At 70.8% G+C, this 22,494-nt stretch carries 15 protein-coding genes; 6 read left to right on the plus strand and 9 right to left on the minus strand.

Translation table 11 applies throughout. The annotated features are described in order from the left end of the window. Window positions 1-20: 20 nt before the first annotated feature. The 7 genes from P5P86_RS19370 to P5P86_RS19400 all read right to left on the minus strand — a co-directional run bounded on the left by P5P86_RS19370 (window position 21) and on the right by P5P86_RS19400 (window position 4,392). Complete coding sequence (locus tag P5P86_RS19370; RefSeq protein WP_280609085.1) at window positions 21-527, minus strand: phage tail protein; 507 nt, start codon at window positions 525-527, stop codon at window positions 21-23. 11 nt (window positions 528-538) lie between these two features. Further along, entirely contained in the window at window positions 539-715 is a 177-nt protein-coding gene (locus tag P5P86_RS19375) for a DUF6760 family protein (protein ID WP_017935846.1), read from the minus strand. A gap of 3 nt (window positions 716-718) precedes the next feature. Beyond that, the gene (locus P5P86_RS19380; protein ID WP_280609086.1) at window positions 719-1,219 is read right to left on the minus strand and encodes a hypothetical protein; all 501 of its coding nucleotides are present in this window, start codon (window positions 1,217-1,219) and stop codon (window positions 719-721) included. A gap of 7 nt (window positions 1,220-1,226) precedes the next feature. Then, a complete protein-coding gene (locus tag P5P86_RS19385) occupies window positions 1,227-1,703 on the minus strand; it encodes a phage tail protein (RefSeq protein WP_280609087.1) in 477 nt (158 codons plus the stop codon). A gap of 50 nt (window positions 1,704-1,753) precedes the next feature. Further along, window positions 1,754-3,328 (minus strand): phage tail sheath family protein, encoded by a 1,575-nt coding sequence (locus tag P5P86_RS19390; protein ID WP_280609088.1) that lies wholly within the window; start codon window positions 3,326-3,328, stop codon window positions 1,754-1,756. 139 nt (window positions 3,329-3,467) lie between these two features. Continuing rightward, on the minus strand, window positions 3,468-3,860 hold the full coding sequence (locus P5P86_RS19395) for a DUF4280 domain-containing protein (protein ID WP_280609089.1): 393 nt from the start codon (window positions 3,858-3,860) through the stop codon (window positions 3,468-3,470). Window positions 3,861-3,888: 28 nt separating this feature from the next. Beyond that, window positions 3,889-4,392, minus strand: a complete 504-nt coding sequence (locus P5P86_RS19400; protein WP_280609090.1) for a septum formation family protein — start codon at window positions 4,390-4,392, stop codon at window positions 3,889-3,891. Between the two features lie 166 nt (window positions 4,393-4,558). On the opposite strand from P5P86_RS19400, the gene P5P86_RS19405 reads away from it, so the two are divergent. From P5P86_RS19405 to P5P86_RS19420, 4 genes are all read left to right on the plus strand, one after another. Next, complete coding sequence (locus P5P86_RS19405) at window positions 4,559-6,943, plus strand: carboxypeptidase regulatory-like domain-containing protein (RefSeq protein WP_280609091.1); 2,385 nt, start codon at window positions 4,559-4,561, stop codon at window positions 6,941-6,943. Next, on the plus strand, window positions 6,940-9,786 hold the full coding sequence (locus P5P86_RS19410; protein ID WP_280609092.1) for a carboxypeptidase regulatory-like domain-containing protein: 2,847 nt from the start codon (window positions 6,940-6,942) through the stop codon (window positions 9,784-9,786). The genes P5P86_RS19405 and P5P86_RS19410 overlap by 4 nt, the downstream gene beginning before the upstream one ends. After that, window positions 9,779-15,883, plus strand: a complete 6,105-nt coding sequence (locus P5P86_RS19415; protein WP_280609093.1) for a beta strand repeat-containing protein — start codon at window positions 9,779-9,781, stop codon at window positions 15,881-15,883. Before P5P86_RS19410 ends, P5P86_RS19415 begins: the two co-directional genes overlap by 8 nt. Before the next feature lie 351 nt (window positions 15,884-16,234). Then, complete coding sequence (locus P5P86_RS19420; protein WP_280609094.1) at window positions 16,235-17,464, plus strand: HNH endonuclease signature motif containing protein; 1,230 nt, start codon at window positions 16,235-16,237, stop codon at window positions 17,462-17,464. 11 nt (window positions 17,465-17,475) lie between these two features. Here the strand turns inward: P5P86_RS19420 and P5P86_RS19425 are convergent, their stop codons facing one another. Then, the gene (locus P5P86_RS19425) at window positions 17,476-18,045 is read right to left on the minus strand and encodes a Pvc16 family protein (RefSeq protein WP_280609095.1); all 570 of its coding nucleotides are present in this window, start codon (window positions 18,043-18,045) and stop codon (window positions 17,476-17,478) included. A gap of 109 nt (window positions 18,046-18,154) precedes the next feature. Between P5P86_RS19425 and P5P86_RS19430 the strand changes: the two genes are divergently transcribed. Beyond that, a complete protein-coding gene (locus P5P86_RS19430; protein ID WP_280609096.1) occupies window positions 18,155-19,204 on the plus strand; it encodes a phosphatase PAP2 family protein in 1,050 nt (349 codons plus the stop codon). Then, window positions 19,201-20,988: a DUF8823 domain-containing protein gene (locus P5P86_RS19435; protein WP_280609097.1), complete on the plus strand. Its 1,788-nt coding sequence runs from the start codon at window positions 19,201-19,203 to the stop codon at window positions 20,986-20,988. The genes P5P86_RS19430 and P5P86_RS19435 overlap by 4 nt, the downstream gene beginning before the upstream one ends. 40 nt (window positions 20,989-21,028) lie before the next feature. On the opposite strand, the gene pntB is transcribed toward P5P86_RS19435, so the two are convergent. Further along, complete coding sequence (gene pntB, locus P5P86_RS19440) at window positions 21,029-22,492, minus strand: Re/Si-specific NAD(P)(+) transhydrogenase subunit beta (RefSeq protein WP_280609098.1); 1,464 nt, start codon at window positions 22,490-22,492, stop codon at window positions 21,029-21,031. Window positions 22,493-22,494 lie beyond the last annotated feature (2 nt).

A 22,494-nucleotide genomic window follows, 5' to 3' on the forward strand; every position in this document is an offset into this window, starting at 1 on the left:
CGGTGGCTCGGGGGCGGTGACTAGGCGGTGGCGGGCTTGGCGGAGACGAAGCCGTGGTGGGCGATCTCGAGCTCCTCCTGGAGCGGGTCGTCCCGGCTGACATCGAAGTCCGGGCCCTTCCAGCGCACCGGCCACACGTCGTTGAAGTTCCACGAGCGCAGCCGGCTGCCGTCCAGACCTATCACCGTCACGGCCCCGGTCGACTTCGTCAGCTTGTTGCCCGACGCGGCGAACCCCTCGCCGGAGCTCTTCTGCAGCCAGGCGAACAGGGCGTCACTGTCGGTGACGCCGCGCCGGAAGATCAGGTTCGGCCACGTCACCCGGCCGGGCAGCTTGTGGCTGAAGCCGTTCTGGCCGCCCTCGAGGATCTGATAGGTCTCCACCGTCATCTCCAGGCCGGAGACGGAGGAGAAGACGCCGATCTCGGCGCCGTCGAGCTCGAACAGGAAGCGGCTGGCCGTGGCCAGGTCCGAGCCCAGCAGGTTCTGTGCGGCCGGCGACGCGGCCGACGAGGGGGTGATGCTCATCGGATCTCCTCTCAGGCACCGAACTCACGGACCGACTGCCAGGCCCGCTCGTTGAGGTTCACCACGGCGCGCACCATCCGCACCCGGTCCATGTGCTCGAGGTCGAGCAGGTCGTCCATGGACCAGTGCAGGTGGTAGGCGAGGAAGGCGATCTCCTGCCACAGCGCGTCGGTGGGGTAGCGCAGCATGACCTAGAGCGACCGCCGCGGCAGTTCCTCGATGGCGCTGCGCATCCCGGTGCGAGGCACCGGCGTCTCCGCCGGCGGTCCCGCGGACCCGTCCCCGGGCGTCTCCGGCGCGGCGGCGGGTGCCACCGGGCCGGAGGCGGATGCGGGCGCGGGGGACCCGAGCAGGTCGGACTCCTCCTGGGCCCGCATCAGGGCGTCGTACTCGGCCTGGTTGCCGAAGTTGATCACTCCGTAGAAGTCCTGGAGGAATGCCAGGTCGACAGCGAAGAGCCCCTCGATCTCGTAGGGGGTGACCATCTCCAGGGTGCCCAGCTTCTCGATGACCCGCGTCAGCACGAGGATCGTCAGCCGCGGGTCGTCCGGGCCGCTGACCATGGGGTCGCGCAGCGGCTCGAGCTCGTCGCGGGCGGTGGCCAGCCGCATCGTCCCGGTGCGATGCAGCTGGCCACTCCCGTCGACGTACCCCCGCGGAAGCGTGAACTCGTAAGAAGTACGCAGCGTCACGAACGACTCACTTGACTCGCTGGAGGCGCTCGATCACCAAGGTGATGTTCTCCTTGACCGGCTCGTTGGAGTCCGAGCTCATCTGGTCGGTGGAGATCTTGCTCGGCCAGCCGTTGAAGAAGTTGTACCGGCCGATCTCCGCCTGCGAGGAGTCGTAGAGGACGACCGAGCCGTTCTTGCGGTTGTTGGTCCGGTCGCCGATCACGAAGCCCTTGTCGTGGATCGTGTAGAACCACTTCCAGATCGGGTCGTTCATCGCGTCCTTGGGCGCCATCCGGGTGATGGTGAGGTCGGAGACCTTGAGGACCGAGCCGCGGGTCTTGACCTGCTGCTTGATCCCGCCGGGGCCGGCCTGGGACATGGTGACGACGTCGAACTCGAGGTCGAGTCCGCCGACGCTGGAGAGGACGATCGAGACGCCGTCGAGCTCCAGGTAGAAGTTCTGCGCGACGATCGGGTCGGTGGAGATGAGGTCATTGGGCATGGTGCGCTCCCTGTCTGTCTACGTCTGAGGTGGGGGTGACGGCGCGCCGGTCAGGCAGCGCTCTGCTTCTTCTGGCTGATCCGGAAGACCACGAACTCGGCAGGCTTGACCGGCGCGATGCCGACCTCGACCACCAGCATGCCAGCGTCGATCGACTCCGGCGGGTTCGTCTCGGCGTCGCACTTGACGTAGAACGCCTCGTCAGCGCTGGCGCCGAACAGGGCGCCGGCGCTCCACAGGCCTCGCAGGAAGCCGCTCACGGTCCGCTTGACGCCCTCCCACAGGGTGACGTCGTTGGGCTCGAAGACGGCGTACTGCGTGCCGGTGAGGATCGCTGTCTCGATCATGTTGAACAGACGACGGACGTTGATGTAGGTCCAGTCGGTGTCCGAGGAGAGGGTGCGGGCACCCCAGATCCGGATGCCGCGGGTGCCGAACGGGCGGATGCAGTTGATCCCGATCGGGTTGAGCAGGGACTGCTCGTTCTGGGACACGGTGCGCTCCAGGTCGAGCACGCCGCGGATGGTGTCGTTGGCCGGGGCCTTCCACACGCCGCGGGTGTCGTCGGTGCGGGCCCAGACGCCGGCGATGTGACCCGACGGCGGGATCAGGATCTCGCTGTCGCCGTTGACGCCGATCGGGTTCTCGACCTTGATCCAGGGGTAGTAGAGGGCGGCGTACGCCGAGTCGTACATCGCGACCTCGGAGCGCCACTCCTTGATCTGCTGGGGGTTCATGCCCGGAGGAGCGTCGAGGACGGCCATCCGGTTGCCGTTCTGCTCGCAGTGGCTGATCAGCGCGGTCTGGACCGCCTTCCACAGCCCGAGGTCGACGGTGCCGTCCTCCTTCGTGGCGGCGGTGACCAGGTCGGGAACGACCACCATGGTGACGTCCTCGGCCACGGCGAGACCGCCGATGCCCGCACGGGCCGACTCCGAGCCGGCGAACTTGCGACCGTTGACAGCGACCGGGACCGGCGCGGCCTTCTCCAGGTCGTACACGCCCGGCTTGAGCAGCTCGAGCTGGCTGGCGACGTCCGCGTCCTCGGCCAGGTCGAAGTCGATCTTGATCTTGGTGGAGGTGGCGTTCACCTTGGTGGCGACGTTGGCGTCACCCTTGGCGAAGCTGAGGCCGGAGAAGGACTCGACCGGCTCGCCGCCCTCCAGGACCGTGAGCGTGAAGGTGGCGGGGCCGTCGTCGTCGGCCTCGCCCGGGTCGTCGGTGCTGACGGCCACGGCGATGTCGGCGTCGGGCTCGAGGCTCTCGACAGCCACCGGCAGGCCGAGGGCGCGGTCCGCTGCCGGCAGCGCCAGGCGGGCCGGCTCACCGGCGGGCTCGGTGTTGGGCACGCGGCAGATGTAGGCGATGGAGCCGCCGTTGGCGAAGTAGCCGTAGACGGACAGCGGCAGCATGCAACCCGGTGCGAAGCCGCCGTAGAGGCTCTCGAACTGGGTCCAGCTGGTGACCAGGCGCGGGGCCAGACCCTGCGGGTCGTTGGGGTCGTCGGTCGGGGCGGTGGCGGTGAAGCCGACGAAGGCGGCGATCGCCGTGGGCGCGGCGGTCAGCACCTTCTGCGAGGAGGTGACCTCTTCGACGTAGACGCCCGGGGCGGTGTAGGTAGGCATGCAGTTGCTCCCAGAGGTAAGACGTGACTGATCAGGGTGGGGTGATGCATTCAGGTCGTACGACGGCGCCGAGCCCGCAGTCGTCCAGGCCGGAGCGGCCGGTATCGCTTGTTACTCAGGTTGTGGATCGGGTCGTGACTCAGTTCGTGATGGTCTTCACCGCCCCCGGCATCGTGACGGTGATGACTCCACCCCAGGCGCAGTTGCAGGTGGCCGGGTTGGTCAGTGCGGGCTTGCCGCCGATCATCGTGGTCGACGAGCCCGGGGCCCACGGGGCCGGCAGCATCGGCACACAGGGCATCGGGGTGAGCACGCCGAGCGCGGCTGCGGTGGCCGCGGCGACGGTGGGGTTGGACATGCTCGAGCACATCCCGAAGGGCGGGATGTTGACCAGCGGCAGGTTGTCCATGATCGTCGCGGCCGGCTGGCCCTCGATCATCACCCGCGCGGTCGGCAGCACCGTCATGGTCGACGGGGCCGCCCCCCAGATACAGGTCAGCGTCGCTGTGCCGACCACGTTCGGACCGCCCATCAGCGTCCTCCTCCGGTGCGTGCGCGGCTCACAGCTTGCTGCCCTTCACCGAGGTGGTCAGCGGCCTGCCGTCGGTGGTGATGAAGCACAGCACGGTGCGGTCGTCGTCCTGCCAGCTGCGCGCCGAGGGCGCCAGATAGGTGAAGAACAGCGAGGAGTCGAGGTAGCTCACCCCGACGTAGGCGGTGAACCGCTGGGCGCAGGCCCCCTGGGCGAAGGAGGCGAGCGCGTCGTTGCCCGGGAAGTCGCTGCTGGCCTTGCCGTCGGCACCGGCGGCCGGGGTGTAGACGGCCGCGGCGTACGCCTCCTTGCCGTGCGGCTTGGTGCAGGGCACCTGGTCGACGTCGCTGATCTGGGCCTTGACCGAGGTCGGCGCCGTGAAGCACTCGCCGACCTTGACCTTGAAGACCGAGGTCCCGCCGCCGTCGTGACCGAAGCCGCAGGCGGCCACGAGCGGGGACAGCGCGACCAGGGCCGCACCACGTGCGGCCCGGCGCCGGCCGGCCTCCCTCAACAACACGACGTGGATCATCACCCGCCCCTGCGGCGCGGCGCAGCCGATTCGCGATATTCATCTGATTCTCAGCGATCGAAAATCACTGTTTCCCTGCGCCTACCGACCGGGCTCCGTACGCTCTTTCGCGTTGCGGCCCACGAGAGACGGGTCGCGGGAGGTCTGTCGTGTTCCGAGCGCTTGCATGCGCGTAGCCACCGAGCACCGCACCCTCATCGCCGACCCCGGCGCCAGCGTCGACGTCGTCGTCGACGTGGTGAACACCGGCGACCTCATCGACGGGGTCACCGCGCGGCTGGTCGGGCTCGAGGCCGCCGTGGTGCGCGCCGAGCCCGAGGTGCTTCCGCTGTTCCCGGGCGCGAGCGGCCAGATCACCCTGACCATCCAGCTGCCTGCGAGCCAGCCGGCCGGCCTGCACCCGGTCACGGTCGAGGTCGTCTCGCACGTCTCCGGTACGACGCGCCGCCACCTCGACCTCGAGCTCTCCGTGGCCGCCCAACCCGGTCTGCGACTGTCCCGCCAGCCCACGCTCGTGCGCGCGCGACGCGGCGCCCGCTACGTCCTGGCCGTGGAGAACACCGGCAACGTGGCGCTCGACGTGCTGCTCGCCGCCAACTCGCCCGACCGCTGCGCCACCCGCTTCAACCCGACCAACCTGCGCACCGCCCCGGGGACCGTCACGCCGGTGATGCTCGCCGTCAAGGGACCGCGGATGATCACCGGGACCGAGGTCGATCGGGTCGTCACGGTCGATCTGGTCGGCCGCCGCGCCGACACCATCCCGGCGATGGAGGAGACGGAGACAGAGCCGGAGCTGACCGACCAGACGACGGTCGTGCTCAAGCAGCGGCCGCTGATCAGCCGCGGCCTCCTGACGGCGCTGATCCTGCTGGCGATCATCGCGCTGTGGGCAGGGGTCTTCCTCCTCGGCCTCACCCAGGTCTTCTCCGGTGACCCGGTCACCAAGACCGCGCCCGCGTCGTACTTCCCGGTCTCGGCGGCCACCGGCAACGGCGGCGGCGCGAGTGCCGCGAAGGGCGGGGGTGCCGGCGCCGCCCCGGCCGGTGCCACACCGAAGACCGGCCTGGTCTCGCCGAGCGTCGGCGGCACCATCTCGGGCACGGTGACGGCGAAGAGCAACAGCGCCGCGGTCGGCCGGATCCTGGTGCAGGCCTACCGGATGGGCCGCAAGGGTCCGGTGCTGGTCAGCTCCGCGGCGACCCAGAGCGACGGCTCCTACACGCTGGCAGGGCTGTTCCCGACGACGTACTGGCTGAAGTTCAGCGCCGACGGCTTCACCACGACCTGGGTGCCGTCGGACCCCGGCGGGTCCGGCACCAGCAATGCCGTCGCGAGCGGCACCGGCACGACCAGCACCGGCACGGCCGGCACCAAGGTCACCCTCACGGCCGGTTCGGCCGGCATCCAGGTGGTCGCCCAGGGCAAGGTCGACGGCACGAACGCGGTGGTCCGCGGAGCCCAGGCGCAGATCTCCGGAGACGTCGACCGCGGCGACGCGCTCGACGCCGTCACCACGACCGTGACCGCCCGGATGCTCGACGGTGGCAAGGCGACCGGCAAGCCGATCACCGACACCACCGACGCCGCCGGCGGCTACACGCTCTCCGGCCTCAAGGCACCGGGGACCTACGAGCTCAGCTTCACCACGCCGGGCTACCAGGTCACCACCCAGACCGAGACCGTCACCGGTGGCGAGCAGCGGCTCGAGCCGACAGTGCTGCTGAGCGCGCACACCGGCCATCTGAGCGGCACCGTCACCACCGGTACGTCGAAGACCGGCCTCGGCGGTGTCACCGTCAGCACGACCGTCGACGGGCAGGACGTCTCGGTCATCACCCCGACCGTCGGCTCGGTGGGCACCTACACGTTCGACGACCTGCCCACCCCCGGGACCTACGTGCTCACCTTCACCGCTCCCGGCCACGGCACCGCCACCCGGATCGTCGACCTGGGCGCCGGCGAGAACGGCGTCGCCAACGTGGCGCTGACCGCCGGCACCGGCTCGGTGAGCGGCACGCTGCTGGGCCCGAACGGCAAGGGCATCGGCGGTGCGACGGTCACCGTCGGCGGCACCAGCACGAACGACGGGGCCACGGCGACGCCCTCGACGACGACCCTGACCAGCGGATCGGTCGGCGCCTTCACGCTCAGCGGCCTGGTCGCGCCGGGCTCCTACACCCTGACCTTCACCATCGACGGCTACCGTCCCGAGACCGTCCCGATCACGTTGTCGGCGGACAAGGCGCCGGCCGCCGTGACCGCCCAGCTCAAGACCCAGCTGGTGAAGCTGTGGGGCACCGTCACCGCTCCCAACGGCAAGACGTACGCGGGCGCCACGGTGACCGTCACCGACGGCACCCACACCTTCCAGACCGCCTCCAGCGACCCCGACACCACCCTGTCCCAGGGCGGCTATCTGTTCCCCTCGCTCGAGCCCGGCACCTACAGCGTCACCGTCCGCGCGGCCGGCTACGGCCAGCAGACAGCGCTGGTCACCCTCACCAGCGGCACCGTACGGCGCGACCTCGTCCTCCAGGCGGGTGAGTGAGCGTGATCGTCGACGTCTCGCCGCGCCGGTTCACCGTCATGCCCGGCGTGCCCCAGCAGATCCAGGTCACCGTCACCAACACCGGTGACGTGATCGGTGGCTATGCCCTGCGCATCCTGGGCGCCGACCCCGGCTGGGTGGAGACGACCGACCAGACGTTCTCGCTCTTCCCCGAGGAGTCCCGCACGCTGAGCGTCGCGGTGACGGTCCCGCAGGGCATCCCGGCCGGCGAGCGTCGGATCGCGGTGCAGCTGCGCGAGCTGACACCGCCGGAGCACAGCAGCATCGACGAGGTCGTCCTCGTCGTACCCGATGCACCGGCGCTGCAGGTCCGGGCCGACCCGATGGCGCAGCAGACCGGCCGCTCGGCCCGGTTCAGCCTGCTGGTCGACAACACCGGCAACACCCTGGTGCGCGGCCGGCTCGCCGGCACCGATGCGGAGGGCAAGGTGAGGTTCGCCTTCTCCCCCGCCGACCTCACCCTCGCGCCCGGCGAGCACGCGGTGGTCGACCTGAAGGCCAGGGCCCGCCAGCCGTTCTTCGGCCAGCCGGCGGTGCGCTCGCTCTCGTTCTTCCTCGACCCGCCCGAGGGCAGCCGGGTGGTAGTGGTGCCGGCGCCGGTGGCGAAGCCGGGTACAGCGGGGACCCCGGCCGGCGGTGAGCCGGATCCCGGCAGGCGCAAGCGACGCCGCGGACGCGCCAAGCAGCTCTCGCTCACCCCCGAGCGCGACACCCCGGCGCTGGCGAACGCCACCCTGATCCAGCGGCCGCTGGTCGGTCGCGGCTCGCTGTCGCTCCTCGGCCTCCTGGTGGCCGTGACCGTCTTCGCCGTCGTGATCACGCTCGCGCTGTCGAAGATCGTCGGGCAGTCGGCCGCCGACCGCGACCTCGCGCTGCAGATCGCCTCCGCGGGCGACGGCTCCAGCACCAGCGGAACCTCCAGCATGGCCGGAACGGTGCGGCTGCTCACCTCGGGGACGCCTGTCCCCGGGGTGGCCGTCACGGTGTACGGCGCGGCCGATACCAACACCCCGCTGGCCACGACGGCGACCGGTGACAACGGCACCTACACCGTGGGCGACCTTCCGGCGGGCGACTACAAGCTGACCTTCCGCGGCGCCGGCTTCGTGCAACTGTGGTACCCGCAGGCGCTCGAGGCCTCCAACGCCACCACCGTCACGCTCACCGCCAACCAACAGCACGGCGGCCTCGATGTCTCGCTGGGCGGTGTGCCGGCGACCGTCTCCGGGACTGTCAAGGGCGACGACGTCTCCAACGCCACGCTCACCCTGCGGACCCCGGGCGGAAGCACCGGCACAGCGGCGACCGGCACCGGCTCCACGGGGACGACCGGGACCAGCGCGGCCGGCTCCACGGGGACGACCGGGACCAGCGCGGCCAGGCGTGCCACGCACCCGACGTACGCCGCCGCACGCACCGGCGTGACCGCCGCCGACGCCACCCTCGCCCCGCCGCCCGGCACGGGTACCGGCACGGGTAGCAATACGGCCAGCACCGGCGGCAGCACGGATCCCTATGCCGGCGCGATCGTGACCACCGTGCCGATCGGCGCCGACGGCACCTTCACGCTGGCGAACGTGCCCTCGCCGAGCGTCTACGAGGTCGAGGTCAGCAAGCCCGGCTACGCCACCTCCACCCAGCTCATCGACGTGTCGGCGGGCGAGACCCGCACCGACCTCGACATCACCCTGCGCAAGGGCGACGGGCTCATCTCGGGGACCGTCAACTCGACCGCCGGCCCGCTGGGCGACGTCACCCTGACCGCCACCTCCGGGCAGACCACCGTCACCACCATCTCGCTGGACAAGGCCGACGGCACCAACGCCAAGGGCAGCTTCGTGCTGCGCAGCCTGCCCACGCCGGCACAGTTCACGATCGTCGCGACCGCCGACGGCTACGCCTCGCAGACCATGAGCGTCAGCCTGGCGGCGGGCCAGTCCCTGACCGGCGTCTCGCTGACGCTGGGCAGATCCTCGGGTTCGCTGTCGGGGACCGTCACCCTCAGCCCGAGCGGTGACCCGGCGGCCGGCGTCGGTGTGCTGGTCACCGACGGCAGCCAGACCATCCAGACCGCCACCCAGTCCTCGGGCAAGGCGGTCGGCACCTGGCGCGTCGACGGCCTGGCGCTGCCCGGCACCTACACGCTCACCTTCGCGCGCAGTGACCTGGCCAGCCACACGCTGTCGGTCTCGCTGGACGCCGACGGCAACATCACCCCGGCGTCGATCGGGCCAGGCATCACCACCAGCGGTATCAGCGTCGCGCTGCACCCCTCGACGGCAGTGCTCTACGGCGTGGTCAAGCAGAAGGGCAGCACCGGAGCCTCCGCGATCGGCGAGGCCACTGTCCAGCTCTCCTCCGGCACCTCGAGCTACACGGTGACCACGGCCTCGGTGCCGGCGAGCTCGGCCGGCGCCTACCGCATCGAGGACATCCCACCGGGCACCTACACCGTCAGCGTCAGCCTCGGCGGCGTCACGCCGACCTCCTCGATCGTCAAGCTCGCCGCGGGCGACGTGACGGCGTACAACCCCAAGCTCGAGCCCGCCGCCTCCATCACCGGCACCGTGGTCAACGCCTCCGGCGCCACCCTCGGCCCCGGGTACGTCGTCGAGCTCTACCAGGCCGACGCCTACCCGAACACTGTCTACCGCAGCACCACGACGCGCAGCGACGGCACGTTCAGCTTCACCAACGTGGACGCGCCGCAGACCTACGTGATCCAGGTCCGTCCCACGTCGGGCAGCGCGCCCACCGGAACCACCACGCTTCAGCTGGCCGCCAGCCAAGCGCTCAATGTGAAGGTCAAGACCGTTGGCTGAGTCGCAGCGTCCCACCGAGTCGGCCCCCGGCGTCGCCGTCGCACCTGTGGTGCGCACCGGTGCCGGGGTGCCGCTGGCGGTCGAGGTGACGGTCGCCAACACCGCCGCCTCCGCACGCCAGCTGACGGTGATGGCGCTCGGCGTCGACTCCGCCTGGCTGCCCGCTCCGGTGACGACGCCGCTGCTCGCACCGGGAGCGACGTACGTCGTCCAGCTGACCCTGATCCCCGCGGCCGGGACCCTGCCGGCGCAGTACCCCCTCGCGATCAGCGTGCAGGCACTCGGCCCCGGCGGGGCGGCGAGCTCCGCTCCGCTCGGGATCGCCGACACCGTCCTGGTGGTCAACCCGCGTGCCCAGCTCACCTTGGAGATGGACCCGCCGGCGCTGACCGCGTGGCGCTCGCGGCGGTTCGCGGTGGTGCTGCGCAACAGCGGCGGCGCCCTCGCACGGGTGCGGCTGACACCGCAGACGACGGGCTCGGTCCGGCTGAGCCTGCAGCAGGAGGACGTCGAGGTCGCACCCGGCGCGGTGGTCCGCGTCCGCGGGCGGGCGACGGCACGGCACCCGCAGCTGATGGGCATGCGGATGCGCCACGTCCTGCGGATCGGCGCCACCGGCACGGAGGCGGCCCGGTACGCCGAGGGCGAGCTGACCCAGCGTCCGCTGGTGCCGCCGTTCTGGCTGAAGTTCATCGCCGTGGTCGGCATCCTGGCGATCTGGATCGCCGCCGGCATCACCTTCCTGCCCAAGCTCACCGACCACTTCGGCTCGAAGTCCGACGTGGTGAGCACCCAGGCCGACCCCGCCTCCGGTGGCTCGGGCTCGGGCGGCTCGGGCTCGGGTGGCTCCGGCTCGGGCGGCTCCGGCGGCTCGGGTTCCGGCGGCTCGGGCGGCTCGGGCGGCTCGGGCTCGGGCGGCTCGGGCTCGGGCGGATCCGCCACCCAGGCCACCGGCGGCACGACTGCCTCCGCCGGCTCCGGCGTCCAGCTCAACGGCACCATCAAGGCCGAGAACCCCTCCGGCGTGCACGTCTCGCTGCGCCCGACCTCGCTCGTCGACGAGGACGCCGAGCTCGGCGGCACCAAGTCCGTCGGCGTACCGGTGTCCCTGACGGCGTCGGTCGGCAAGGTCTCCTCCGAGACGATCACGCTCAGCAAGGCCACCAAGATCCCGCAGCAGCGTGGGACGGTGACCGGCACCGACGGCGTCTGGTCCTTCCCCAAGGTCAGCTCGCCGGGCTACTACCTGCTCGTCTTCAGCAAGCCGGGCTACCAGAGCCGCAGCTACGTCGTGGACGCGTCCTCGGCCACCGCCCAGAAGCCCCTCGACGTCGAGCTCGAGCCCGGGGAGGGCAAGCTGTCGGGGGTCGTCACGGGCCCGGACGGCAAGGCGGTCGGCGGCGCTGCGATCAGCATCAGCGACGGCACCAGCACGATCACCGCGAGCAGCAACACCAAGGGCCACGTCGGCGCCTGGTCGGTCAACGGTCTCTCCACCCCCGGTAGCTACATCGTCTCGGCCTCGGCCGACGGCGACAGCACCGAGGCCCGCGACGTCACCCTGGCGGCCGGCGGCACCGCCACCGCGAACCTGCGCCTGCGCAACGGCGTCGCCACCCTGAGTGGCAAGGTCTCCGCGACCGGCTCCGACGGTGTGATCAAGGGCGTGGGCGGCGCCACCGTCACCGTGACGGACGGCGCCGGCACCGTGCGCACGGCCACCACCGTGACCCAGGACCAGCTCGCCGGGACCTACCACGTGCCGGCGCTCCCGGCACCGGGCGACTACACCGTCACCCTGACCGGTCCGGACCTGCAGACCCAGACCAGCCGGCTGCATCTGAAGGGCGGTCAGGGCTCGGCCACGCTCGACGCCACGCTGCCCTCGGCGAGCGGCATCGTGCAGGGCATCGTCACCGACAGCGCCGGCGGCGCGCTGACCAGCGCCGGCCTGGTCCTCTCCAACGCCGACCACACCTACAAGACGACCAGCACCAGCGGCACGACGACCGACCAGGCCGGGTCGTTCCAGATCACCGGCGTCACGCCGGGCACCTACACCCTGACCACCCAGCTGTTCGCCTACCAGGGCAGCACGCTGACGGTGGGCGTCACCGCCGGCGGCGTCACCTCGGTCTCGCCGTCGCTGACCAAGCAGGCCGGCGGCGTCCTGCCGACGACCGGTGTCATCCTCGGCTCGGCCGTCGACGCCGCGACCGGCAAGTCGATCGGCACGTGCCCCGCGGCGGCAGCGCCCGGCACCGCGACCACGAGCACCTCGACGACGACCTCGAGCAGCGGCGACACCAGCACCGTCACCACCTCGACCGACCCGGCCCTGTGCCTGACGGCCACCGTCACCGAGGATGCGGCGGCCGACCAGGGCAGCGGCACCTCCACCTACACCGTGCCGTTCGGCGCCGACGAGCAGTACCGGCTGCCCGGCAAGGCCGCCGACGGCACCACGCTGGGCCTGCGGCCGGGCCTCTACACCGTCCGGATCAGTGCGCCGGGCTATGAGTTCACCTCCGTCACCGTCCAGGTGCCGATGGGCACGACGGTGACCGCGCCGGTCGCCCAGCTGCTGCGCGCCCCGACCGTGCAGGGCACCGTCGGCACCAGCGCGACGACGAACCCGAAGGGCGAGACGTGCGTCTTCGCCGTACCCGACGGGTCCTCCCTCACCCAGACGTGTGCGGCAGCGATCGGCAACACCTGCAAGGCCACGCCCGTGGGCTACAGCGGCTCGGCGGCGCTCGGCACCGTCTGCGCGTACGTCGACGGCACCGGCTCCTACAGCCTGCAGCTGCCCAAGCACGGCGTCTACACCGTGTACGTCGTCCCGAAGGACCCGGAGTTCCTGACCACCTCGGCGACCTTCTCGATGGACGCCGGGACGACGCAGGTCTACGACCCGCACCTCGACCGGCTCGGCCACCTCGACGTGACGGTGCTCAAGCCGGGCACGAACGGCGACCTGGTCGCGGCCAGCAGCGGTACCCAGATCACCATCACCCCGCTCAACGCCGACGGCAGCCCCGACAGCGCCGACGCGGTGACGGCGATCGTCGACGACACCGGTCAGGCCCACCGGACCAAGCTCGCCGCCGGCTCCTACGAGGTCGAGGCGACCGACGCGGTCGATCATCAGTACACGAACTCGCTGCCGACCTCCGTCTCGCTCAACCACGACACCTCGCTGACCCTGCCGCTGACCAACCCGGTCGGCTCGGTGGTCGGGAAGGTGAGCGCGGCGTACGACGGCTCCTCGCAGCCGGTCAAGAACGCGAAGGTCTCGATCAGCGCACCGGTCAGCTACAACGGCACCACGGCGGTGCGCGGTGTAGCCGAGCCGGTGACGGGCGGCGACGGCTGCTTCGGCATCCAGTCCGGGGCGACAGTGCCGACCTCGCCGTGCGGGGGGACGACCTGGGCCTCGGGAGCGCTCGTCGACAAGTCGTTCGTCTCCACCTCGGCCAACATCACCATCACCGCGCCCGGCTACCAGAGCCAGACGCTGTCCAACCAGGCCCTGCTCACCGGAGGCTCCAGCAACACCTTCACGCTGGTACCGAACCCGGTCCGGTTCGCCGCCACCATGACGGTGCTGCCGACCTCGGCCAACCCGTGGAACTCGGTGTCCTTCCAGGTCAGTGCCACCGGTGCCAGCACGAGCGGCATCAGCGTCTCGGCCAGCGCCGGCGGCACCGCGGGCACCGGCGTGCTGGCCTGGACCGACACCACGCTGAACTCCGGCGGCGTCTCGACCCCCGGCCTCATCCGGCCCGGCACCTACACGATCACCGCGACGGCTCCCGGGTACCAGACAGCCACCGGCACGCTGAAGTGCGTCGTCGACGACGGCACCGACTCCGCGACGAACTGCAGCTGGGCCACCCCGCTGCAGCTCAAGCAGAACGCCGCCCTGACCATCGGCGCGGTGCAGGCCGACGGCACAGCGATCGCGGGGGCGACGTACACGCTCAGGGACAGCGTCGCCGGGACCTCCAGCACGGTGACTCCCGCCAGCACCACCGCGAGCTTCTCCGGGCTCTCCCCCGACCCCGACGGAGGCCGCTACACGGTGACCATCAAGGCCGCCGGGTACCACTTCGGCACCGCCGGCACGGCCTCCGGCCTGCCCCTGACGTGCTCGAGCGACGCGGCAGTGCCCGCCACGCTGCTCCTGCCCGCCGGGGCGGCGTCGTCCTGCAAGGCGACGCTCACCGCGGCGCCGACCATCGCCGGCACCGCCATGGGCTTCACCACCGCCGACACCACCCCGACAGGTGACAAGATCTCGCTGACCGGTGCGACGGTGCATGCCGTGCACTGCACCGGCACCGGCAGCGACCAGAAGGTCGCCTGCCAGAGCACCGACGCGGACCTGACCGGCACCGTGAGCTCCGCCGGGGCGTACACGATCACGGGCTCGGCCACCGCCGAGCTGGCCACCGGCCTGTACAAGGTCAGCGTCGCGGTGCCCGGCTGGACCGGCAACGGCGGCGTCGCCTACGTCACCGTCAGCGGCGACACCGAGACCGACGCCGATCTCACGCTCACCCAGATCCCCGTCACCGTCACCGTCACCCTGCCCGACCAGGTGGGCGACAACATCGCCGACGCGACGCTGGTGCTGACCAACAGCGCAGGCGACGCGCTGCCGACCCCGACGGTCTCGGCGGGCGGCACCTACACCTTCACGAACGTGCTGCCGGGGACCTACACCTACGACGTGACCGGCGAGTCCATCCTGCACGGGTTCGGCACGCTGCCGTCGGTGGTGCTCAACACCAACGCGGCGTCCGCCAGCCAGGCCTTCAAGATCCCCGTCACCCTCGGCGCGAGCTCGCTGGGCGGCACCGTGGTGGACCGCAACGGCGCCAAGATCGCCAACGCCGCCGTCGTGCTCTGCCCGAGCGATGCCACCGCTGTCTGCACGCCCGGCAACGGGACCGACAAGAAGCCGCTGAGCGCGACCGCGGACGGCAACGGCGCCTACGCCCTCCGGAACGTCCCCAACGGGACCTACACCGTCTGGGCGTCGGCGTACGGCTTCACCACCGCCAGCGCGTCCTCGACCTACTCGGTGGACTACCGCAACGTCGCCTACACGATCCCGATCACCCTGCCCGTGATCACCCAGGCGGTCTCGCTGACCCTGAAGCCGAGCGCCGGCGCGAGCGACAGCCTCACCGGGACCAGCGTCACCCTCACCGGCGCGGGCCGCAACGCCGGCCAGACCCTCACACCCACCTCCGCGACCGGAGGGACCGCCTCGTTCGACCAGGTGCCGTTCGGCTGCTGGACGGCGAGCTGGACGTTGCCGTCGTACCACTTCGGCACGATCGCCACCCCGACCACCACCGGCGGCGACAGCACGCTGGGGTGCACGACCGGCACCGTCTCGGTCTCGGGGGCGGCGACGAACACGCCCGCCTCCGCGACCTACAACCTGACCGAGACCGGCACGGCCGTGAGTGCGAGGCTGGGCAGCTACTGGACCGGCACCTCGCACCCGTCGACGGCCCTGGTCACCCTGACCCAGAGCGGTACGTCGAAGACGACCTTCGACCTCACCCTCGGCAGCGGCTCCACCACGGTGTGGGTGCCGAGCGGGTCCTGGTCGGTCAGCGCCGCGGGCGACGACGTCGACAGCGGCTGGTGGCCCGCGGTCTCGAAGGCCGTCACCGGCAGCAGCCTCAGCCTCACGCTGACCCAGGCGCGCAAGCCGGTCGACCTCTCGGTCACCAATGGCACGACGCACACCACCATCACGATCACCGACGGCGCCGGCCTGACGCTGGACACCGATGTCTCGCTCGACAGCGACGGCACGGCCTCCTTCAGCCTGCCGCCGGGCACCTGGACGATCGCGGCATCGCGCAGCGGCTACGACGACGACAGCACGACCGTCACCTTCGACGACGACAGCGACCCGTCGACCACCGCCTCGGTCGACCTGACGCTGACCAAGACCGCTCCCCCGCCCTCGACCTCGCCCAGCGCCTCCGCGGATCCCTCCTCCGCCCCCTCCACCGACCCGTCCGCAGGAACCTCGAACGCCTCTGACCCGAGCGACACCACCACCCCCTGACGCGTTCAGTCGGGCCTGCGTCCGGGTTGAGTCGGGCCTGCGTCCGGGTTGAGTCGGGCCTGCGTCCGGGTTGAGTCGGGCCTGCGTCCGGGTTGAGTCGGGCCTCCGGCGTGACTTGGTGTTCGGGGTCGGCGCAAAGAAAAACGAGAAGCGTGGGCCAGTACCAGCGTGGCCCGGTGTCTTGGCCGGGTCGGGAGCCTTCCCTACGGTTGCGTCGGGCCACCATGGCTGTGATCCAGTACGACGAGATCTCCGCCCTGGTCTGGTTGTTGAAAGAAGGTTGACCACACACATCCGACCACCTAGGCTTCGAACATGCGTTCGAACTGATCTCTCTCGGTGGTGGTCTCCATGCATCAGATCCAGGCGGCACTCGCCACGATCGCTGCTGCCCTCGATGACGCCACGGACGCGGACCCGGTCTTCCTCGCGACGGCGGACAAGGCAGACGTGCTCGCACGACTGGAGCAGATCACCGCACGTGTGGCCGAGCTACGACTCCGCGTGATCGCCTCCGCACAGGACGTGGCCGAGGAGGTCAGTGCCCGCGATGTCGCAGCCTGGCTGGTTGCCCAGCACCGGGTCGAGAGTCCCGCCGCGTACGCCACCCTTCGGTTGGCCCGGGAGTTGGAGGGTCGGCCGGTGGTCCGGGCCGGGCTCGCGCGCGGTGCGTTCAGTCTCGAGCACGCCCGCGTGATCCTCCGTGGGCTCGACGACCTGCCCGACGACCTACCCGCCGAGGTGTTGGCGCGGGCGGAGGTCACGCTGTGCGACCTCGCGAGTGAGCACCGGCCCAAGGACCTGCGCCGCCTCGCCAGCCACCTGTTGGAGGTCGTCGCACCCGAGGTCGCCGAAGCCGCCGAGGCCGCAGCCATCCGTCGGCTCGAGGAGACCGCGAACGCGAAAGCGTGCCTCTCGATCACCGACCAAGGCGACGGGACGACCCGCATCCACGGCATCGTCCCCGAAACGGTCGGTCACCGGTTGCGGACCTACCTGCAGGCCTACACCCAACCCCGCATCGCCGCCCTGGAATCCGACGGCAGGGTCCAGCCCCGCAGCCGGCTCCTCGCCCACGCCTTCGCCCAACTCCTGGAGAACACCGACCCCACCCGCCTCCCCGCCCACGGGGGTGATGCCACCACCGTCATCGTCACCATGACGCTGGACCAGCTGCGGGCCGGTCTCGGTGTCGCATGGCTCGACGACGGCACCCCCATCAGCACCGGGGAAACCCGACGCCTCGCGTGCACCGCGGGGATCATCCCCGCCGTCCTCGGCGGCAACTCCGAACCCCTCGATCTGGGCCGCACCCGACGACTCTTCACCCCATCCCAGCGCAAGGCACTTGCGCTACGGGACAAGCACTGCCGCACCGAAGGCTGCACCGTCCCCACCGCCTGGTGCGACGCCCACCACGACCAACCCTGGTCAACCGGCGGCCACACCGACCTGAATCACGGCTCCCTCCTCTGCGGCCACCACCACAGACGCGCCCACGACCCCACCTACCAAACCACCCGACTACCCGACGGCCGCTACCGCTTCCATCACCGAACCCGAGACGTCCTGCGCCGGTGAGACACCGCCGATCAGCCGCGCGGCGGCGGGATCGGCGAGGGGTTGCTGAGCACCGAGATCTGCTCGACCGCGGGCGCCTGCAGCTCCCAGTCCCAGGTGTCGGTGGCCACGGTCGCGGTGATGAGCAGGCAGGGCCGCAGCTTGCCCCCGAGGCCCTGCCAGATGTCGCGCGGGCCGAGCTGCCCTCCGAGGGAGAGACTCACGGTGGAGTTCAGCCCCTCGGGTGCCACGCGCTCGGGCAGCGTCGGCGTACCCGCCAGGAGGCTGACCACGCTGCTCAGCAGCTGGTGCTCGTCGCGAGGGCTGCCGGCCCAGGCGCTGACCAGGTATCCGAGGTCGATCATCGGCTGCGGGCGTCGCTGGTAGGCGGGGCCGCCCTCGCTGCTGCGGACCACCGGAGCACGGCCGGGCTGGCTGCTGCGCTCGACCTGGTACAGGAAGAGGTTGACGGTCAAGCGCGAGAGGGTCGCGGCCCACGAGTCGTTGGGCGTCTCGAAGCTGATGTCGCCCACGTGCTCCGGGAAGGGCAGCCCCTCCCGCAGGAGTCGCTCGAGACCCTGGTCGACCTCACTGATGAACATGGCACCTCCGCGGTCGCACTCTAGGGCGCACGCAACGGAGGCCGCGGGGGTTTGGTCAAACTCGCCGTCGACTCGGGCTGACGGGTTCATCCCCGTACCATTGCCGACCGTGGGTGCCGCACCAGTCGAGAGTCTGCCGTCGGCGACGACCCCCTCCTCGCAGGCCTCGCTGCCCCGGCTCGCACCGGCGGTGTGGACGATGTGGGGCGTGGTCGTCGCCTTCGGCCTCGTCGCCCTCTTCTGGTCCCACCACGTCGACGTCCCGATGCGCGATCCGCACGGCAAGATGTTCGCCAAGAAGCTGCTCGGCGCCGTCTGGTTCTTCGCGATCCTGGCGGTGGTCGACCTCGTCATCCGGTGGTGGCGCGCCGGACGCACCCGCACAGCGGCGCGCGACGTCGTACGCCGCCGGCTCGCGCCGACCCGGCTGGCACTGGTGGCCTCCGCCCTGCTGGCCTACCACCTGGTCTACCTCTTCTACCGCAACCTGAAGAACTGGGTCGCCTTCCAGACGCCGCACGACGACTGGATGCTGCGCTTCGACCGCGACCTCTTCGGCGGCCACAGCCCGGCCGTGCTGTTGCACGACCTCCTCGGCACCGACGTCGCCGCCCATCCGCTCGCCTTCTTCTACAGGATCTTCACCTACGTCTGCACCCTGGCCGTCGTCGGCTGCCTGGCGTTCCTCAGCGACCTGCGCCGCGCCCACGTCATGGTGATCGCGGGCATGTGGACCTGGATCCTCGGCACCGCCTCCTACTACCTGGTGCCGACGCTGGGGCCGGTGTTCTCCGCCCCGCAGGAGTTCGCCGGGCTGACCCACACCTCCGTGACCACGATGGTGCTCGGCAACATCAGGGACCGCCAGCTCTTCCTCGCCCACCCTGACGACCCCCGGGCGTTCGTCGGCATCTCCGCGTTCGCCAGCCTGCACGTCGGCTTCACCACGACCGTGCTCCTGGTGATGATCTACCTACGCAAGCGGCTGCTCGCCTGGCTTGTCGGCCTCTACCTCATCCCCGTGGTCATCGCGACGATCTACTTCGGCTGGCACTTCACCCTGGACCTCGTCGGTGGCGTCGCCATCGCCGTGCTCTCGGTCTGGATCGCTCACCTGACCGTCTATCGACGCCTCGGGCGGAGCCGGGTGCACCAGTGAGCAGCGTGGAGGTCGGCTTCCCCCGCGTCGGGCCGAGGGCTCGATGGCCGCACGACGCCCGCCTGCGCGCCGTCGGCATCACCTTCCTGGCCTCCACCGTCATGCTGCTGGCCTGGCGCTTCGGCCTCTCGACCACCGGCGGCGACATCGCCGCCCAGGACGCGTGGGCCGAGTTCGCCCGGCTGCACCCCGGCAGCGCCTACAACCTGAGCTGGTACGGCGGGATGCACCCCGTCTCCTACAGCGTCATCTCGCCCTACCTGATGGCCCTGATCGGCGTCCGTACGACGCTGGTACTCGCGAGCATCGGCGCCGCCACGCTGACGGCGCTGCTGCTGATCCAGCTGCCGATGGTGAAGCACCCGCTGTGGCCCTCGTTGGCCGCCGCCGTCGCGATGACCGGCAACGCGATCTCCGGGCGGGTGACCTTCGCGCTCGGCATCATGTTCGCCCTGGCCGCGCTCGGCGCCGTGGTGGCCTGGCCCGACTCCTGGCAGCTCGACCACCGCCGGCGCCGGCTGGTCCAGGGCGTGGTCGCCGTCGTGATGGCGACACTGTCCACCTTCGGCAGCCCGGTGGCAGGCTTCTTCCTCGGCCTGGTCGCGGCCGCGCTGTGGCTGTGCCGCCACCGGCGCGCGGCCTACGTTCTCGGCGTACCACCGGTCCTGGTCGTCATCCTCTCCGCAGTGGTCTTCCCGTTCGGCGGCAAGCAGCCGATGCACTGGTCCTCGGCGATCCTTCCGATCCTGCTGGCCGTCTTCGTGTGGCTGGTCACGCCGCCCGCGTGGCGGGTCGTGCGGCTGACCGCCCTGATCTACATCGTCGCAGTGCTCTTCGCCTGGCTGGTGCCCAGCCCCATCGGCACCAACGTGGTGCGGCTCTCGCTGGTCTTCGGCACCTCCGCGCTGCTGGTGCCGCTGTGCGCGGGAGTGGATCGCAACCCGTTCGCCTTCCTGCGGTGGGTGCCGCGACGCTTCTTCATCGTGTGCGCCATCCTGACCAGCCTGATCTGGCAGGGCGCCGTCGCCTCGGTCGACTACGTCCACGAACGGCCGGACGCGGCCTGGCGCTACGACATCAACGCCCTCCTGCACCAGTTCGCCATCCGCGGCGCCAAGCTCGGTCGCGTCGAGGTCGTGCCCTCGCGCTCACACCGGGAGTCTTCGGCGCTGGCGCCGTACGCGAACCTGGCGCGCGGCTGGAACCGGCAGGCCGACCTGGAGCGCAACCCGGTCTTCTACGACACGAAGAACCCGCTCGACGCCGACAGCTACCGCGCCTGGCTCGACCGGTGGGCGGTGCACTACGTGGTGCTGCCGCCGGGCGAGCCGGATACCGCCGCGAAGTCCGAGGACGCCCTGGTCCGCGGCGGACTCCCCTACCTCAAGCTGGTCTGGTCCAACCAGGACTGGAAGCTCTACCGGGTGCAGGACCCGACGCCGTTGGTCGAGCCGCCGGCGATCGTCACCTCCTTCACCGCGACCGAGATCGTGGTGACGGTGCCGAGCAAGACCACGGTGATGCTGCGCGTTCCTGCCTCGCCCTGGCTCTCGGTGGTGGACCTGCGCGGCCACGCCGTCCCGGCCCCGCAGAGCAAGGGCGATGACCAGGCCCCGGTCAACGTCTACGGCTGCCTGACCGCCCTGCACGAGCCGGTCGTGGAGGGCCAGCCCACCGACGTATGGACGGTGTTGCACGCCCCGAGTGCCGGCACCTACCGGATCGCTGCGCCGTACAAGCTTCCGCGCGGCACGACCTGCCCCGACGACCTGGCCAACCCCTAACCGGGCGCACAGCCGGGCGCCGGTCGGGCGTACGGCGCGGTCAGACCGGGACGCGGCTGTTGAGCGCGGCCAGGATCTCCTCGACCTTGCTCTTGGCGTCGCCGAAGAGCATCTGGCTGTTGTCGCGGAAGAACAGCGGGTTCTGCACGCCTGCGTACCCGGCTGCCATCGAGCGCTTGAACACGATCACCTCGCGCGCCTCCCACACCCGCAGCACCGGCATGCCCGCGATCGGCGAGGACGGGTCCTCGGCGGCGGCGGGGTTGACGGTGTCGTTGGCGCCGATCACCAGCACCACGTCGGCGGCGGCGAGGTCGTCGTTGATCTCGTCCATCTCCAGCACGATGTCGTAGGGCACCTTGGCCTCGGCCAGCAGCACGTTCATGTGTCCGGGCAGGCGGCCCGCGACCGGGTGGATGCCGAACTTCACGTCGACTCCGCGGGCCTGCAGCGAGCGGACGAGCTCGGCGACCGGGTACTGCGCCTGCGCGACCGCCATGCCGTAGCCCGGCGTGATCACCACGTTGGAGGCGGCGGCGAGCAGGTCGGCGGCGGCCTCGGCGTTGATCTCGCGGTGCTCGCCGTAGTCGGTGTCGCTGCCGGCGGGGGCCTCGATACCGAAGCCGCCGGCGATGACGGAGAGGAACGAGCGGTTCATCGCCTGGCACATGATGTAGGACAGGTAGGCACCCGAGGAACCCACCAGCGCGCCGGTGACGATCAGGAGGTCGTTGTCCAGCAGGAAGCCCGAGGCCGCGGCGGCCCAGCCGGAGTAGCTGTTGAGCATCGAGACGACGACCGGCATGTCACCGCCGCCGATGGAGGCGACCAGGTGCAGGCCCAGCGCCAGCGCGACCAGGGTGAGCAGGGCGAGCACGAACGTCCCACCACCGGTGGTGTCGTTGCGGTCCACGACCAGGTAGACGACCGTCAGGATCGCGAAGACGACCAGCGCGCCGACGTTGATCAGGTTCTTGCCCGGCAGCATCAGGGGCGAGGACTTGATCCGGGCCGACAGCTTCAGGTTGGCCACGATCGAGCCGGTGAAGGTGACCGCACCGATGAAGATGCCGACCGCGATCTCGGCGTTGTGGATGTTCCACAGCGACTGCGGGTAGCCGACGCCGAGGTGGGTGACGACGCCCTCGCGGTGGCCGACCCACCCGATCAGCACCGCTGCGAGCCCCACGAAGGAGTGCAGCAGCGCGATCAGCTCGGGCATGCCGGTCATCTGCACGATCCGGGCACGCCACAGCCCGATCACCCCGCCGACGACGACGGCGATGACCATCAGGGTGATCGCGAGCCCGCCACCGGAGCCGATGCCGTCGGTGGCGTCGTGGATGACCAGGATCGCCGTGGCGATGATGGCCACCGCCATCCCGATGACGCCGTAGGTCCAGCCCCGCTGGGCGGACTCGTGCTTGGACAGGCCGGCCAGGGAGAGGATGAAGAGCAGCGCGGCGATCACGTAGGCAGCAGTGGCCAGGGCGGTCACGGTCATGG

The organism is Nocardioides sp. BP30 (assembly GCF_029873215.1).
Taxonomy (GTDB): domain Bacteria; phylum Actinomycetota; class Actinomycetes; order Propionibacteriales; family Nocardioidaceae; genus Nocardioides.